Annotated in this window: 11 protein-coding genes; 3 read left to right on the top strand and 8 right to left on the bottom strand. The window is 60.1% G+C overall.

Annotated features, from left to right (window positions below; translation table 11 throughout):
• Positions 1-181: 181 nt before the first annotated feature.
• The 5 genes from BFN10_RS28435 to BFN10_RS28415 all read right to left on the bottom strand — a co-directional run bounded on the left by BFN10_RS28435 (position 182) and on the right by BFN10_RS28415 (position 4,752).
• Positions 182-946, bottom strand: a complete 765-nt coding sequence (locus BFN10_RS28435; protein WP_071492514.1) for a hypothetical protein — start codon at positions 944-946, stop codon at positions 182-184.
• 371 nt (positions 947-1,317) lie between these two features.
• The gene (gene tcyN, locus BFN10_RS28430) at positions 1,318-2,064 is read right to left on the bottom strand and encodes an L-cystine ABC transporter ATP-binding protein TcyN (protein WP_071492513.1); all 747 of its coding nucleotides are present in this window, start codon (positions 2,062-2,064) and stop codon (positions 1,318-1,320) included.
• A 3-nt stretch (positions 2,065-2,067) separates the two neighbouring features.
• On the bottom strand, positions 2,068-2,733 hold the full coding sequence (gene tcyL, locus BFN10_RS28425; protein ID WP_010214112.1) for a cystine ABC transporter permease: 666 nt from the start codon (positions 2,731-2,733) through the stop codon (positions 2,068-2,070).
• Positions 2,733-3,527 carry a cystine ABC transporter substrate-binding protein gene (tcyJ, locus tag BFN10_RS28420; protein ID WP_071492512.1) on the bottom strand — a complete coding sequence of 265 codons (795 nt, stop codon included), beginning with the start codon at positions 3,525-3,527 and terminating at the stop codon, positions 2,733-2,735. Before tcyJ ends, tcyL begins: the two co-directional genes overlap by 1 nt.
• Positions 3,528-3,756: 229 nt before the next feature.
• Positions 3,757-4,752, bottom strand: coding sequence for a D-cysteine desulfhydrase (locus BFN10_RS28415; protein ID WP_071492511.1), 996 nt, complete (start codon positions 4,750-4,752; stop codon positions 3,757-3,759).
• Positions 4,753-4,917: 165 nt separating this feature from the next.
• On the opposite strand from BFN10_RS28415, the gene epsC reads away from it, so the two are divergent.
• Positions 4,918-5,844, top strand: coding sequence for a serine O-acetyltransferase EpsC (gene epsC, locus BFN10_RS28410; RefSeq protein ID WP_071492510.1), 927 nt, complete (start codon positions 4,918-4,920; stop codon positions 5,842-5,844).
• Positions 5,845-5,849: 5 nt separating this feature from the next.
• On the opposite strand, the gene BFN10_RS28405 is transcribed toward epsC, so the two are convergent.
• Positions 5,850-10,931: an NEL-type E3 ubiquitin ligase domain-containing protein gene (locus BFN10_RS28405; RefSeq protein WP_071492509.1), complete on the bottom strand. Its 5,082-nt coding sequence runs from the start codon at positions 10,929-10,931 to the stop codon at positions 5,850-5,852.
• Positions 10,932-11,273: 342 nt separating this feature from the next.
• On the opposite strand from BFN10_RS28405, the gene betT reads away from it, so the two are divergent.
• Positions 11,274-13,235 (top strand): choline transporter BetT, encoded by a 1,962-nt coding sequence (gene betT / locus BFN10_RS28400; protein ID WP_165447923.1) that lies wholly within the window; start codon positions 11,274-11,276, stop codon positions 13,233-13,235.
• 97 nt (positions 13,236-13,332) lie between these two features.
• On the opposite strand, the gene BFN10_RS28395 is transcribed toward betT, so the two are convergent.
• Positions 13,333-13,788: a DoxX family protein gene (locus BFN10_RS28395; protein WP_231999475.1), complete on the bottom strand. Its 456-nt coding sequence runs from the start codon at positions 13,786-13,788 to the stop codon at positions 13,333-13,335.
• 44 nt (positions 13,789-13,832) lie between these two features.
• Positions 13,833-14,564: an SDR family oxidoreductase gene (locus BFN10_RS28390; protein ID WP_071492507.1), complete on the bottom strand. Its 732-nt coding sequence runs from the start codon at positions 14,562-14,564 to the stop codon at positions 13,833-13,835.
• A gap of 120 nt (positions 14,565-14,684) precedes the next feature.
• On the opposite strand from BFN10_RS28390, the gene BFN10_RS28385 reads away from it, so the two are divergent.
• Positions 14,685-15,575, top strand: a complete 891-nt coding sequence (locus tag BFN10_RS28385; RefSeq protein WP_071492506.1) for a LysR family transcriptional regulator — start codon at positions 14,685-14,687, stop codon at positions 15,573-15,575.
• Positions 15,576-15,653 lie beyond the last annotated feature (78 nt).

Genomic DNA, 15,653 nt, shown 5'->3' with positions numbered 1-15,653 from the left:
CGCTCCTTGGCTGCACGTAATGCCCTGGCGTTGCGCACCGGGGTAATCCTGACCATACCGACCTCGCATTCAATGAAATAAAAACAGAAAAATCAGAGATGTCCGGTGGTCCGGTGTATATACCCTAAGCGTGTTAAATATTTAAATAAACTAACTTTTGGGAATATGCATAGAAGGTCTGTCACCCAGGTTCACAGGGCGATCCCAGCGCTCGTGGCTGATAGGTCAGCGCGGTCCCGGCCGGGCGGGGCTGTGCCCCCGCTGCGATGCGCAAGGTGCGCGCGGGTGCCCAGCGTGAATTGTTGCCGACGCGGTCAAGAATGCAGTACGTGACTTCCAGCCGGCAGTCGTCGCCCGCTTCGATAATCACCGTCGAAGGTACCCATACCTGTACCGCCAGGCCGACTTCCCTGGCCCGGATCTTCGGCAGATCCAGGCGTACATCGCCCCAGCGCAAGGTGATGGCATCGCCGGTGGTCATGTGCAGGTAAGGCTCGATGGTCAGGGGAATACCGCGCCGAACCTGGCTGGCATTGACGCCGTAGCGGCGGATGATATCGGGCAGGCCCACGGGGGCGAGGTTCTGGTTTTCGTCACCGCAAAGGGGCGAGGGTTGGCCGCCTGGGCACAGGGTCTTTACACGCACTCGCGTCACGGCTGAGCGAGCAGGGCCGTGGCCGACCTGCATGACTTGGTAATGCACCTGCGTCGGCCCCTCCAGCACAAAACTCTCTGGTACTCGCAGGTGAGTGAACTCGCCGATCTTGCCTGTGGTGATCCGACGTGAAGCGGCGAAACAGTTGTTCCAGAACAGCTCGATCAGGTCGCCTTCATCCATGCCGGGATACGGCGGGATGTCAACCTGCAAGTGTGCGGCGGCCAGGGCATTGATGCCATTGCCGACGGCCTGGGGCAGTGTCGGGGCGGTGAGCAGGGGGTGCGTCATAAGTAATCTCCTTGATGCAGCCAGCAGCAATCGCTCCGGACCTTTGGCGCAGGTGTGCGCGGTGGGCCGAACGAAACGATTCAGTGAGTAGCCGGGATAGGATCCAATCCTCTGGGCGCTAGATAAGAGGGTTGGCCGGGGGGCGTCAATGGCGGCAAAGGGCTAAACGGCGGTGTTGGAGAGATTCAGAAGGGTCTGACTGAGGCGGGGATATTCGGACGGATGCCGTGGGGTGTTTTGCTGGTTGGAATGAGCACCTCGTGTAGGAACAGGCTTGTGTGGGAGCTGGCTTGCCTGCGAAGGCATCGCCCCGGTGTGAGAGGTTCACCGAGGTGGCTGTATCGCAGGCAAGCCAGCGCCTACCCAAAGCTTCAGTGGGCGAGAAACTTGCTCAGGAACTGTTTGGTACGCTCTTCCCTGGGGTTGGCGAACAGCGCCTTGGCTTCGCCTTGTTCCACGATCACACCCTTGTCGAAGAAAATCACCCGGTTGGCCACATCCCGCGCAAAACTCATCTCGTGGGTGACGATGACCATGGTGCGGTTTTCTTCGGCGAGGCTGCGGATGGTCGCCAGCACTTCACCGACCAGCTCCGGGTCCAGCGCCGAGGTGGGTTCGTCGAACAGGATCACCTCCGGCTCCATGGCCAGCGCACGGGCAATCGCCACGCGCTGCTGCTGGCCGCCTGACAGACGCCGTGGGTAGGCGTCTTCCTTGCCTGCCAGGCCTACCCTGGCCAACAGCTTGCGACCCAGTGCGACCGCGGCATCGTGCGGCATCTTCTTGACCACGGTGGGGCCTTCGATGACGTTTTCCAGCGCGGTGCGGTGGGGGAACAGGTTGAAGTTCTGGAACACAAAACCCACGTGCTGGCGCAGGCGCCGCACCAGGCTTTGTTGCTGGTTGATCGGCTTGCTGGTGTCGATCTCGATGTCACCCACCTTGATGCGGCCGCTGGTGGGTTGTTCGAGGAAATTCAGGCAGCGCAGGAAGGTGGTCTTGCCGGAACCGCTGGGGCCGATGATGGCGATGACTTCGCCTTCCTTGACCTCCAGGTCGATGCCGTTGAGCACCACCTGACCGTTGAATTGTTTGGTCAGTTTTTCAACCACGATCATGCTTCAGGACTCCAGGTCATGCCGGTTGACCCGGTCTTCCAGGCGGTTTTGCAAATGCGCCAGGATGCTCGCCAAAATCCAGTAGATCAGGGCAGCGGAGAGATACATGGTGAAGATTTCGAAGGTCCTTGCCGACACCAGTTGCGCCTGACGGAACAGCTCGGGCACCTGGATGGTGGCGGCCAGCGCCGTGTCCTTGACCAGCGAAATGAAACTGTTGCCCAGCGGCGGCAAGGCCGTGCGCATTGCCTGCGGCAGGATGGCCCGGCGCAGGGTTTGCGCGCGGGTCATGCCGATACTGGCGGCGGCTTCCCACTGGCCACGCTCGATGGAGCCGATAGCGGCACGCAGGATTTCACAGGCGTAGGCGGCCATGTTCAGCGAGAAGCCGATCATGGCTGCCGGGATAGGATCCAGCTCGATGCCCACTTGCGGCAAGCCGTAGTAGATCAAAAACAGCTGTACCAGCAAGGGCGTGCCGCGAAAGAACGACACGTAGACTCGGGCGAGCCAACTCACCAGCTTGAAGCGCGACAGGCGCATCAAGGCCAGGCCGAAGCCCAGCAGCAAGCCGAAAAACATCCCGCCGAGGCTGAGGATCACCGTGTAATACGCGCCCTTGAGCAGAAAGGGCGCGGAGTCCAGCGCGAGTTGGAAACCTGCTTCCATTATTGAGTGACGTCAGCGTTGAAGTACTTCTCGGACAGCTTCTTCAAGGTGCCGTCGGCGCGCAGTTTGTCGAGGGCCTTGTTCACGGCATCAAGCAGTTCTGGCTCACCCTTGCGCAGGGCAATACCGGCTTCCTGGCGGGAGAAGGCGTCGCCGGCAGCGGCGGTGTCCGGGGCTTTCTTGGCGTATTCCAGGGCGGCCAGGCGGTCGATCAGGATGGCGTCGATACGGCCGATGCGCAGGTCCTGGAACTTGGTCGGGTCGTCGTTGTAGGTCTTGATGATGGCTTTGGGTTGATTGTCCTTGAGCCATTGTTCGTAGTTGGTGCCCAGGCCTACGCCGACTTTCTTGCCGGCCAGGTCATCGGCGGTCTTGATGGTGTCGACGTTTTTCTTCAGGACCAGCGCCTGGATACCGGAGACGGTGTAAGGCTGGGAGAAGTCGTATTTCTTTTTACGTTCTTCGGAGATGGTCACCTGGTTGACCACGGCGTCCAGGCGCTTGGATTCCAGGGCGGCGAGGATGCCGTCCCATGGTGTCGCTTGCAGCTTGACCTTCACGCCCAGCTCCTTGGCCAGGGCTTCGGACAGTTCCACTTCGAAACCGCTGAGCTTGCCGCTTTCATCGACGAAGCTGAACGGCGGGTAAGTACCTTCCAGGCCGATCTTGATCTCGCCGGCTTTTTTGATGTTGCCCAGTTGTTCACCCGCGACTGCCTGGCCGATCAGGCCAGCCCCGAGTGCCAGGCCCAGAGTGCCAACCAGCAACGTGCGACGGAATACAGAAATAGTCATGAAGAGCCCCTGTGTTTTTATGGTGTGCGAAGCAGGTGACGCAGTAGTCGTATCCTGCCTTAAAGCGCGTAGCGCGTCTTCGCCTACGGCGCGACTATAAAGCCGGTTTTTAAGACTTGAAAATAATATAAATTAAATCTGATATTCCAATAAGAAATATATAGAGGTTCTAATGTGGGAGAGGGCTTGCCCCCTCCCACATGTTGGTCCACATTTAGTCCGCGTTGATTCAGTTGAAGGCGCTCTTGTAAGCAAACAACGCCGGCGCGCCACCGGTATGCAGGAAAATGATCGGGCCATCCTCGAAGCGCTGGCGCCCGATACCGTCCAGCAAGCCGGCCATGGCCTTGCCAGTGTAGACCGGGTCCAGCAGCAGGCCTTCCTGGCTCGCCAGCAACTTGACCGCCGCCAGGGTGCCTGCGTTCGGTTCGCCATAGCGCGGGCCAAAATATTCGTCCCACAGGATCACCTTGAAGGCCTCGGGAATATCCACACCCAACAATTCGGCGGTGCGTTCGGCCAGGCCCTGCACTTTCGGGAACTGTGCTTCTTCGGTGCGCGATACGGTGATACCGATCACGGGCAACTGCGGCAGCACTTCGCTCAACGCCAGCGCCAGGCCGCTGTGGGTGCCCGCACTGCCGGACGCTAGCACCACGGCGGCAAACTCGATGCCGCTGGCTTCGATCTGCGCGGCCAGCTCCAGCCCGGCGCGCACGTAACCCAGTGCGCCGAGGGCATTGGAGCCGCCGATGGGCACCAGGTATGGCTGCTTGCCGTTGCTGCGCAGGCGGTCGGCGACGGCACTGAGTTGGTCGTCGACGTTGTCGAGGTTCTCCACCAGCTCCACCTTGGCGTCGAACAGGTCCAGCAGCAGGCGGTTGCCGTTGCCCAGGTAGTTGGGGTCTTCGGTGCCGGTGGGGTTCTCCAGCAGCGCGACGCAGCCCAGGCCGAGCTTGGCGGCCAGCGCGGCGGTCTGGCGCACGTGGTTGGACTGGATCGCGCCAGCGGTCACCAGGGTGTCGGCGCCTTGGGCGATGGCATCTGCGGCCAGGTATTCGAGTTTGCGCAGCTTGTTGCCGCCCATGGCCAGCGGTGTGGTGTCGTCGCGCTTGACGTAGATGTCTCTGCCCGACCAGGCCGACAGCCGCTCGAGTTTTTCCAGGGCGGTGGCGCCACCCAGCAGTTCCAGGCGGTTAAAACGGTCGAGCTGTTGTTTGATCATGGCTACGCACGGTTGATGAGGATGGGGCGACTATAGGCAGGCACTTTTCATCGGGCAACCGCCAATCGCTTATTCCGGATGGTTCTTAGTATTGCACCATTGGTTCTTAAGGGCGGCCAGGGTGCATACCGTAAAGTGAGCGCCATTACGTCAGGAGTGAAAACCGTGAGTGAGCGTTCCAGTCATTGGCAATTACAGACCATCGTCAGCCAGTTGCGCGGCGCCCGGGACCAGTGGCGAACGCGCAATGGCCGCTTGAGCGGTGAGCATGGTGGCCGCGAGTTGCCTTCGCGTGAAGCGGTGGCGCAGATCCTGGAGTCGTTGTGTGGCGCGTTGTTCCCCATGCGCCTGGGCCCGGTGGACCTGCGTGAAGAAAGTGAAGACTTCTACGTCGGCCACACCCTGGATGTGGCGCTCAATGCCCTGCTCGGCCAGGCGCGCCTGGAACTGCGCTACGCCGCGCGCCAGAGCGGCGAGGACGACAGCGCCGTTAACGCCCACGCCATCCGCCTGATCCAGGATTTCGCCCTGGCCTTGCCGTCCCTGCGCAGCCTGCTGGACACCGACGTACTGGCCGCCTACCACGGCGACCCGGCCGCTCGCAGTGTGGATGAAGTGTTGCTGTGCTACCCCGGCATCCTGGCGGTGATTCACCATCGCCTGGCCCACCACCTGTACCGCGCCGGTCTGCCGCTGTTGGCGCGCATCAGTGCCGAGATCGCCCACTCGGCCACCGGCATCGACATCCACCCCGGCGCACAGATCGGCCCGAGTTTTTTTATCGACCACGGGACCGGCGTGGTGATCGGCGAAACCGCGATCATCGGCGAGCGGGTGCGCATCTACCAGGCCGTGACCCTGGGCGCCAAGCGCTTCCCGGCGGATGAGGACGGACAGTTGCAAAAGGGCCACCCGCGCCACCCGATTGTCGAGGATGACGTGGTGATCTACGCCGGGGCGACCATCCTGGGGCGCATCACCATCGGCAAGGGCTCGACCATTGGCGGCAACGTGTGGCTGACCCGCAGCGTGCCGGCGGGGGCGAATATCACCCAGGCGAACCTGCAGCATGATGACGGCACGCAGAAGTGAGCATGTCAGCGTTCAAGCCGCTCCAGTGACAGGTGGGTCTGTTCGCGCAGCCACTCCATGCGACGTTCCGACAGGTCATTGTAGAGCTGGTTGTACAGGTCCTCGGACATGACCTGGTCCGGGACGACTCGGTCCTCGATCTGTAACTGTTCGATCCGGGACTTCAGTGCCTCGCGTTTTTGCGTTTTCTCCTGCTCGTTCAGATCCTGCGCCTGGGCAAACGCTTTTTGTTCGGTATCCAGTTGCTCCAGGCTTTCCAACTGTTGAACCGTGTTTTCTTCGTTGGCTGCGTAGTCTTTTGCGTAGCGTTCCTTCAGGAAGGGCTCCCAGTAGGGTTCCTGCAACATGCGGTTCACCAGTCCGTCGCCTTCACTCAAGTCTTTCACGGCTTTGCCCGCATGGATGATGGAAGACTCGGGCACATTGGCGGTGTTTCGATACGTCATGCTGTCGCTGACCCAGGGCAGGTTGAGGCTTTTCGACAGGCGTGTCTGGTAGGCCAGGTAAACTTCCACCTCGTCGACGCTGCCGGGCTGTCCGTCCACAACCTGGGTGGACAGTCGCAGTCCCTGGCCACCTTGATTGGCAGGTTTGAGACGGTTGGCGATGTCCGCCCGGGCGACATCGTTCACCATTTTGAGACTCGCGGCGCCTTGGGCTAGACGGGTGATTGTCTCTTCATGTTCAGCTTGCGTTCGACTGTATCGCCTGGCCGTGGTGGCGGTGACCTGAATCCCCATTTCGGTGAATATCTGGCGGCTTGCGTCCGGGCACAGCCCCGGGAAGCTCGACATTTTGAACAGCTCCTGACGCAGCATCGTGTCTTCGTGCATGCTCAACAGCATATGCCGCACCTGATCGGTCAGGATTCTTCGGTTTTGTTCGTAACGCATCTCGTCCATCGGGTCCTCGAAAGCCTCGGGTTGCTCCAGTTTCTTGATGACTTCGAAAAAACCCTGGGAGCCTTCTTCATTTTCCAAGTCAAACCAGACATTGGCAAAACGTATCTGGTTGTCATCGTCCAGGTCATCCACCCAAAAGTCAGCATCGCCCTTGGGCGGGTAAGTGCGATAAGGGTCCAACCCAAAGTCAGTTTTGTGCTCGTCCCAAAGGGCCCTGGCTTCAGGCGTGAGGGTTGCGCGGTCCAGCCAGGTGTTAGCCACGGTAAATGCCTCTGCGGACTCCCTGGCGACCTCTGGAATTGTGGTAATGGGGTTGCCGCGAAGGTACAGGTCAAAAGACGCGTCTCGCTCGTGCGCAAAGAGGCCCGCGGGCCATTCGCTGATCCCTGTGTGGGACAAGTCCAACGCCGTCAGGTCGCGCATGTGACTAATATCCGGTACCCGTCCCAGAGGGTTTTTTGAAAGATCCAGCCCCTGCAACCGCCGCAGTTTTTTCAACTGCTGCACAGCGGTGTTGTCCAAGGCAATAGCGTTGTTGCTCACGTCAAGGGCTTTGAGCGAGCGCATGTTTCCGATGGCCTCGGGCAGTGTGACCAGACGGTTATCCGCTAAATCAAGCGTCTTCAATTTAGGGAAATGCGCCAGGAATGGCGTATGTTCAGCGGCAAACCCACTGCCATTCATATGCAAGTGCGTGACCAATCCCAACTCAAAGGGCAGCACGGGCAGTTCAGTCGGCAGCACTGTATCGCTCAGGTCCAAGTACACGTCGTTGCCTGCCGTATTGAACTCGTCGTGCAGTTTTGTGTACCCCTCGCGCCAGGCTTCTTTCAACTTCCTGGTAAATGCCTTCCTGGCAAGCACCTCTTCCAGCGAGTTGCGATAAGGAAATCGGGTACTGTCTTTCAAATAGGTGTGTAGTGCCTTGTCCAAGGCTTTGCCTTCGGCTTTCAGGTGTTCGAGTTGTAATCGTCCCTCATCACTCTCGGCTTTTTCAGCGAAGCGTTTCACGCCTTGCTCGGACATCCCCGGCAGCCAGTGTTTGATATTCCCCTGCACCGTAACGGGATTTACCTCGACATCGACCACGCGGCTCATGCTGTTGCCGCCACCGAGCAGGGTCAGTGTTTTACGTTCAGGATGGGTGGGGATAGGCGCCTCGGCGAGGGCCAAGCGCCGTTCGGTGGGCGCTTTGTTTTTTTCAATCAGCCATGTGCGCAGTGTGTCGCTATCGCGCAAGGAGCTCTCGGGCGGCAATGCCTGGAATACAGCATTGTAGAAGTCAGTTGGGCCGTGTATCAGCTTGCCTCCGGCGTCGAACACCCGATACTGGCCTTTTCGGTTACGCACCAGGATCTTGAGGTGTGCGGCATCCTCTGCGCCGACCTGGGTTCTCAGGTCGCCGGTGGGGGTTCGTTCACGCACCTGGATACGCAGATTCGCAAAACTGTCTGAGTGAATTCTGAGGGTATTGAGTGCCAGGTTTTCGGTGTGTGTCGAGGGCGGGGTACCCTGGACAAGCTGTTCGAACATGCGCGTACTGCGGACTTCGAAATCCAGCTCCAGCGCTTGGTTTTTTACCTCCAATGGAAGGCGTTTCTTTTCACTCATAATGCTCAGGTGGCGACGACGGGTATGGCGAACCAGGCTCTGAGCGATACTCAGGGGGAGGTCCGGGTACTGGCTGCGCAGCAATTGGATAGAGGGCTCGTCGCTGGCCTCCTGGCGGGAGTAGTCGCTGTGGGCGAGGGAGGCGCTTTGCTGCTCGACATACGCGGCCAGCCGTTCACGCAGCGCCTGTACGCGCTCATTCTCAGGCAACTGTTTGCCGAGTAACTGGGTCAGTTGTGGTTCATCCAGGTAGTCCACGACTTTTTCCGCCAGCCTGCCTGACATGACATCGGCGATGTTCAGGCTCAGGGTATCGGCGCCTGTTGCTTGTGCATTGCCATAACGACGGGGCGTGCCTGATGAATCGCCGCGCGGGTACACCAGCAAGGCTTTGTCGCGAGGCCAGCCCTCAAGCTCGGTGACCATTTGTTCGAACCAGTCCGACGACGGGTCAAGGGGCTGGCCTGTACGGATAGCGTCTCCGGCCTCTCTGATGCCCTTCTCACTGTTAAAGCGTTTGAGGGTATCGGCCAACAAGGGTGGGGTGGGTTCATTGTTGACATACATATGGCGTAAATCCCCGAACTCGACACCGCTTATCTGCCGTACCTGCTCCAGTTCACCGGCCGTCAGACCGTTTGTCTGTGGCCCGAGGCGTCTCAGCAGGCGAGCATTGTTCCAGGTCCTTGGCTGTTCACCGGCCAGCACGCACGCGCCGCTGCCATTGAGCGCCACGGGAGGCTGGTAGGCACTGGTGCGTTTGGGATGGGCAAGGGTGTACGTTTGGGTGACAGGGTCCTTGCGGACTTCATAGTGGTGGTTTTCCACTTTCGCAATCTGCTTGCCCTGATGGTGGTGAAGGCCATTTTCGTGCGCAATGGAGGTCTCGGGCAGGCGCAGGTTGGTATGTTGGTAAGGCGCGAGGTCAGGGGCCCAGAGGCGCGTCTGCGCGGAAGGTGTCTGTACGGGTTGGAGTTGCTCGACAAACGTGGACAGTTTCACCTTGGCAATTTCACCCACTCTGGCTCCCGCATCGAATAGCGCGAGCTGCAGCGCGTTCTCTGCGATCGAGAGCAGATGTTCTGCCGCTTCGCGCTGCAAGCCTTCGGCCCAATCGACGATGCCTTCAAATACATCGTCGAGCATCTGGTAGGTGGTGTAGGCCAACATCAACTCCCCCAGCAAGGGAACGAACGGAGTGATGACCAGGAGCGCGGCATTGAAAATGTCCGAGAGCATTTTCTCCAGGTTATCCCACCACTCCCAGCGCGCCATGCGATCGGCGTAGGCTGTGGAGATGGCAATCTCTCGGGCGTCGTTCACGCATTTGTTCAGTTTGACGCGGTAGAGGTAGTGCCAGAGATTATCCTGGCCCGGATTGTCGCCACGGTTTTGAATATCGTCACGAACAGCCAGGGTGCGAAATTGCAGGTTGGGTGTTTCTACCGGCTCTGGGCGCCAGTTGGGGCGGCTGTCCCCAGGTTCTCTGTCGTGCCAGCGCACAGTGGAGAGCAACTGATTGAGTTGGTAAAAAAAGCGCCCACGTTCCTGATGGGCCACGAATTGGCTGAAGAACTGCTGGTAGCTGCGGCGGGATGGGTCGTCGGAAGGCGTGCGGTCACGCAGTTGACCGGTCAGCTCTTTGACGAAGGCCTGGGCTGAGATGTAGTCCTTGAGAGGGTGGGCGGGGTCATCAGGGATATAGACCAGGATTTTATGAAGCGCTGCGTCCAACCGTGCGGGTGCGATGATGAAAATGCCCGGCAGGCGTGTATCCAGCAGGCTCAGCGCGTAGACGTCCATCGTTTGCCCGCCCAGTTGAAGCGGGCCGTCTCTTTGGAGCAGCGACTGAATGAGGGTGTAGCTGTCTTCGGTGATGTCTTTTTTGGCGAGCGCCACGTGAGCGGCACTGTTGAGGGCGGCTTTCAGGTTGTGGATGACTTTTTGTCGGAAGGAGGTGGCGACCGAGGCGTTGCCGAACCCCACTGTCAGGGTGAGGTTTTGCACATAGCGCGCACCGATATCCAGGTTTCGGCACACGGTTTTGAAATGGTCGGCGGTGAGGGGTTGACCTGTCACCCTGTGTTTGAACGTGAGTATCTCACGCTGCCCACGGGCATCCTCTGCTGCAAGGAAAGCGTAATCGACAAAGGTTTCCGAAGCTGAAAAGTTGTGCAAGGCGGCGTCGAGCAGCGTCGTTGTCCGGACGGAGACACCCGGGTGCGTCCCGAACGTCCACCAGGGCAGTGTGGCCGGCGCGTATAGACGGATCGAAGTATTCAACACATCAATAGCGCCGTAGTCACGCAGGGCATTTTTCAGCAAGGGCTCGGCGAAGGCCTTAATGTCGGTGAGTGTCTCGAATAGCGTGTCCAGTGCGTTCTGGCTGGCCCAGTGGGTGTCCAGGGCGTGCTTGAAGGGCAGTCGCTGCTCCGAGCCAGGGGCATTGCGATAGAGTTCCGTGAAGTCTGGGCGCTGTTTTTTCAACGCCGCAAAACGTTGCAGTGACGTGCTCCGCAACCATGGCGGCAATTGTTGCCGGATAAAATCAAAATGCTTCAATGTCTCTGGCATGGCTGAATGACCTCAGGTGGGCAGTGGTCATTCGATTGTGGTGAATGCAACAGGAGGCAGGCTGCACATATTGAAAGGCGTGCTGAACGTTTTTCAGCGCGATCCGTCATACCTTTCCTTGAGCTTGTGTAGGAATCACCTACCACTCAGCCCTGCGATTAGTCCCAGACCGCCTATCCATGTTTAACTTGAATGCTCGTTCAAGTTAAACCCGGTGGTTCGCTGCCCGCTCACAACAGGAGGCTTACCTTTGCTGAGTCCGTTTTTCACAGCCATATCCCTCATCCTTGGGGTGCATCGTTCATGAGTGCATCGTCCACCCCATCCAGCGGCCTGGTGCGCATGAATGCGCCGGTCTTCTACTTTGCCGCGACGTTTATCCTGCTGTTCGGCATCACCGTCATCGCTATCCCGCAACAGGCCGGTGCCTGGCTGCTGGCGGCGCAAAACTGGGCGGCCAACACGGTCGGCTGGTACTACATGCTGGCGATGACCCTGTATCTGGTCTTCGTGGTGGTCACCGCGCTATCGGGCTACGGCAAGATAAAACTCGGTGCCGACCACGACGAGCCCGAATTCAGTTACCTGTCCTGGGCCGGCATGCTGTTCGCCGCCGGGATCAGCATCACGCTGTTCTTCTTCTGCGTCTCCGAGCCGCTGACGCACCTGGTGCAACCGCCGCAAGGCGCGCCGATGAACGCCGACGCTGCGCGCCAGGCCATGCAGATCCTGTTTCTGCACTGGGGCCTGCATGGCTGGGGCGTGTTCGCGTTTGTGGGCATGGCCCTGGCGTACTTTGCCTACCGGCATAACCTGCCGCTGGCGTTGCGCTCGGCGCTGTACCCGCTGATTGGCAAGCGAATCAATGGCCCCATCGGTTACGCGGTGGATGGCTTTGGCATTATCGCCACGGTGTTCGGCCTCGGCGCGGATATGGGTTTTGGGGTGCTGCACCTCAACTCCGGTCTCGATTATCTGTTTGGCATTGCCCATACCCAGTGGATCCAGGTCGGTCTCATCACGCTGATGATGGGCGCCGCGATCCTGGTCGCTGTGGCCGGCGTCGACAAGGGCGTGCGGGTGATGTCCGACATCAACATGCTGCTGGCCTGTGCGCTGCTGCTGTTCGTGTTGTTCGCCGGGCCTACCCAGCATTTGCTTAACACCCTGATCCAGAACATCGGCGACTACCTGGGCGCCTTGCCGACCAAGAGTTTCGACGTATACGCCTACGACAAACCCAGCGACTGGCTGGGTGGCTGGACCGTGTTCTACTGGGCCTGGTGGATCGCATGGTCGCCGTTCGTGGGCCTGTTCATCGCACGGATTTCCCGTGGTCGTACCATCCGCGAATTCGTGTTCGGCGTGCTGCTGATCCCGCTGGGTTTCACCCTGGCCTGGATGTCGATCTTCGGCAACAGCGCCATCGACCAGGTGCTCAACCACGGCATGGCCGCGCTCGGCCAGTCGGCCATCGATGATCCGTCGATGAGCCTCTACCTGCTGCTGGAAACCTACCCCTGGAGCAAAACCGTCATCGCGGTCACGGTGTTTATCAGCTTCGTGTTCTTCGTCACCTCGGCCGACTCCGGCACCGTGGTGCTGTCGACCCTGTCGTCCAAGGGCGGCAACGCCGATGAAGACGGACCGAAATGGCTGCGTGTGTTCTGGGGGGCGATGACCGCGCTGGTCACCAGCGCCTTGCTGTTCGCCGGCAGTATTGATTCGCTCAAGTCAGCGGTAGTACTGACCTCGCTGCCGTTCTCGATGATCCTGCTGCTGATGATGTGGGGGCTGCACAAGGCGTTCTACCTGGAGTCGCAAAAGCAGATCGCCCAGTTGCATTCGCTGGCGCCGGTTTCGGCGGCGCGCAAGGGCCGAGGCGGCTGGCGTCAGCGTTTGAGCCAGGCGGTGCATTTCCCGTCGCGGGATGAGGTGTATCGCTTCCTGGAATCAACCGTGCGTCCGGCGATTGAGGAGGTAACGGCGGTGTTCGTCGAGAAGGGCCTGAGTGTGGTCACCCAGCCCGACCCTTCCAACGACAGCGTCAGCCTGGAAATCGGCCATGGCGAGGAACATCCCTTCGTCTACCAGGTGCAGATGCGCGGCTACTTCACGCCGTCGTTCGCCCGTGGCGGCATGGGCTCCAAGGAGATCAACAACCGCCGCTACTACCGCGCGGAAGTGCACTTGGCCGAGGGCAGCCAGGACTACGACCTGGTGGGCTACACCAAGGAGCAGATCATCAACGACATCCTCGACCAGTACGAACGGCACCTGCAGTTCCTGCACCTGGTGCGCTGAGGTTCAGGCCCTGATGTACAGGGCCAGTGCCACTCACGGCGCGCCGAACACGCCACTGCCGATCACCAGCTCTGACACCTGGGCTGGCCGGCAGTGACTACCCCTTGCCCAACGCATTGTCCAGGGAGTAGCGGCCTGCACCGCGAAACACCAGGTACAACGCTAGCAGCGCCATCAGTACCGGGTACTCGATGCCCCGGTCGATCCATGCCCACGTCGGCCCCAGTAAGTAAGCAATGGTCAGCATCTGCACGGTCACCATGGCCGCGACCAGCCGTGTGCCCAGGCCGAGGATCAACAGCAACCCGCCCACCGCTTCCAACAACGCGACCAGCAGGCCGATCAACTCCGGCTGCGGCAGGTGCAGGCGGTTCTCGATCAGGTTGATGGATGCCGCCATCGGATCGGCCATCGAACCATGTGCACGGCCCAGCAATTTGGGCAGGCCGTGGGTGAGCATGATTACCCCGAAACCTGCGCGCAGCAGCGCGTAGGCAAGGGGTTCGGCGAAGCGGTAAAGCGGGGCGAGTGCGGGGATCGATAAGGTTGGCATGAAAGAACTCCACAAAGTGAACATCGCTGGCCCAGATGTACGACTCAGACCAGCCCGCCATTGGCGCGCAGGATTTGCCCATTCACCCAGCCACCGGCCGGGCTCACCAGAAACGCCACCACGCGGGCGACATCTTCCGGTTGGCCCAGGCGTTCCAGCGGCGGCATCTTGGCCATGCCCTGGATCTGTTCTTCGGTCTTGCCGTGAAGGAACAGTTCGGTGGCGACCGGGCCTGGCGCCACCGCGTTGACGGTAATCCGGCGCCCGCGCATTTCTTTAGCGAACACTTGAGTCAGGGATTCCACCGCCGCCTTGCTGGCGATGTACACCGCGTAGCCGGGGAAATTGAGGCCGACGGTGCTGCTGGAAAAGTTGACGATGCGCCCGCCGTCGTTCAGGCGCGTGGCGGCTTCACGCAGGGCGTTGAAGGTGCCACGGGTGTGGATATCGAAATTCTGGTTGTAGAGCTCATCGCTGTGCTGGGCCAGGGGCAGGGTCTTGAGGATGCCGGCGTTGTTGATCAGTACGTCGACCTTGCCCAACTGTGCCTCGGCCTGGTCGAACAGGCGCGTGATGTCGGCGGGGTTGGCGACGTCGCCTTGAATCGCTATGGCCCGGTGACCGGCCTGGCGCAGTTCCACCACCAGCTTCGACGCCTCGGTGGCACTGCTGGCGTAGTTGATGGCCACGGCGTAACCGTCGGCGGCGAGTTGCTTGGCAATGACGGCGCCGATGCCACGGGAAGCGCCGGTGATGATTGCTACTTGAGTCGTCATGATCTGGGTTCCTTTAACGGTGGGTGGCAGCAGGTTCACATGTTTACCCAGGGCGATAAATGCGCCAGAGTTGCCTTGACTGTTCAATAATCGCCAACAATCGGCGCGACGGAGTGCAGCGTGGATCAAGTCAAGGCCATGAAGGTTTTCGTGCGGATTTACGAGCGTTCCAGCTTCACGCTGGCGGCCGATGACCTGAATCTGCCCCGGGCGACCCTGACCCACACCCTCAACCAGTTCGAAGCGTGGCTGGGCACGCGCCTGCTGGAACGCAGCACCCGTCGCGTGCGCCCGACCCTGGATGGCGAGGCGTATTACCAACGCTGTTTGCAGTTGCTGGCGCAGCTGGAAGAGGCCGAACTGGCATTTCGCAGCGTGGCGCCCAAGGGCCGTTTGCGCGTGGATTTGCACGGTACGCTGGCCAAGTATTTTGTGGTGCCGGCACTGCCGCAATTCATGGCGCGTTACCCGGAGATCGAGCTGTCGATCAGCGAGGCGGATCGCTTTGTCGACCTGATCGCCGAAGGCGTGGATTGCGTGCTGCGCGCAGGCGCCCTGGGTGATTCCGCGCTGATCGGCCGACGCGTCGCCAACCTGCGCCAGGTCACCTGCGCAAGCCCTGCCTACTTGCGTAAATACGGCGAACCCAAGAGCCTGGCCGAGCTGAGTGAGCACCGCGCGGTGAACTATGTTTCGCGCACCACGGCCAAACTGTTTCCCTTCGAGTTCATGGTGGACGGCGAGCTGCAGGAAGTGAGTATCCAGGGTGCGCTGTCGGTGTTCGGCGCCGAGATTTATTCCGCCAGCGCAGTGGCGGGATTGGGCATTATCCAGTGCCCGCACTACCGCATGGCCGAATTGATCGAGCAGGGCGTGATGCGCGAAATCCTTCCTGACACACCGCCGCCGTCGATGCCGGTGTCGGTGTTGTATCCGCAGAACCGACACTTGTCGCCGAGGGTGCGGGTGTTCGTCGACTGGCTTGCCGAAGTCTTCGAAAATGCCCGCTAAGCCGCGTAATAGAAGGGTTTCTTAAATTTAATTTCATCCGTTCACGCCACGGTTTGACGCGTAACTGTCATCTGGTCA

The organism is Pseudomonas extremorientalis (assembly GCF_001870465.1).
GTDB lineage: Bacteria > Pseudomonadota > Gammaproteobacteria > Pseudomonadales > Pseudomonadaceae > Aquipseudomonas > Aquipseudomonas extremorientalis.
Note: the sequence above shows the minus strand (reverse complement) of the source record. Positions and strands in the feature narration are given on the sequence as shown.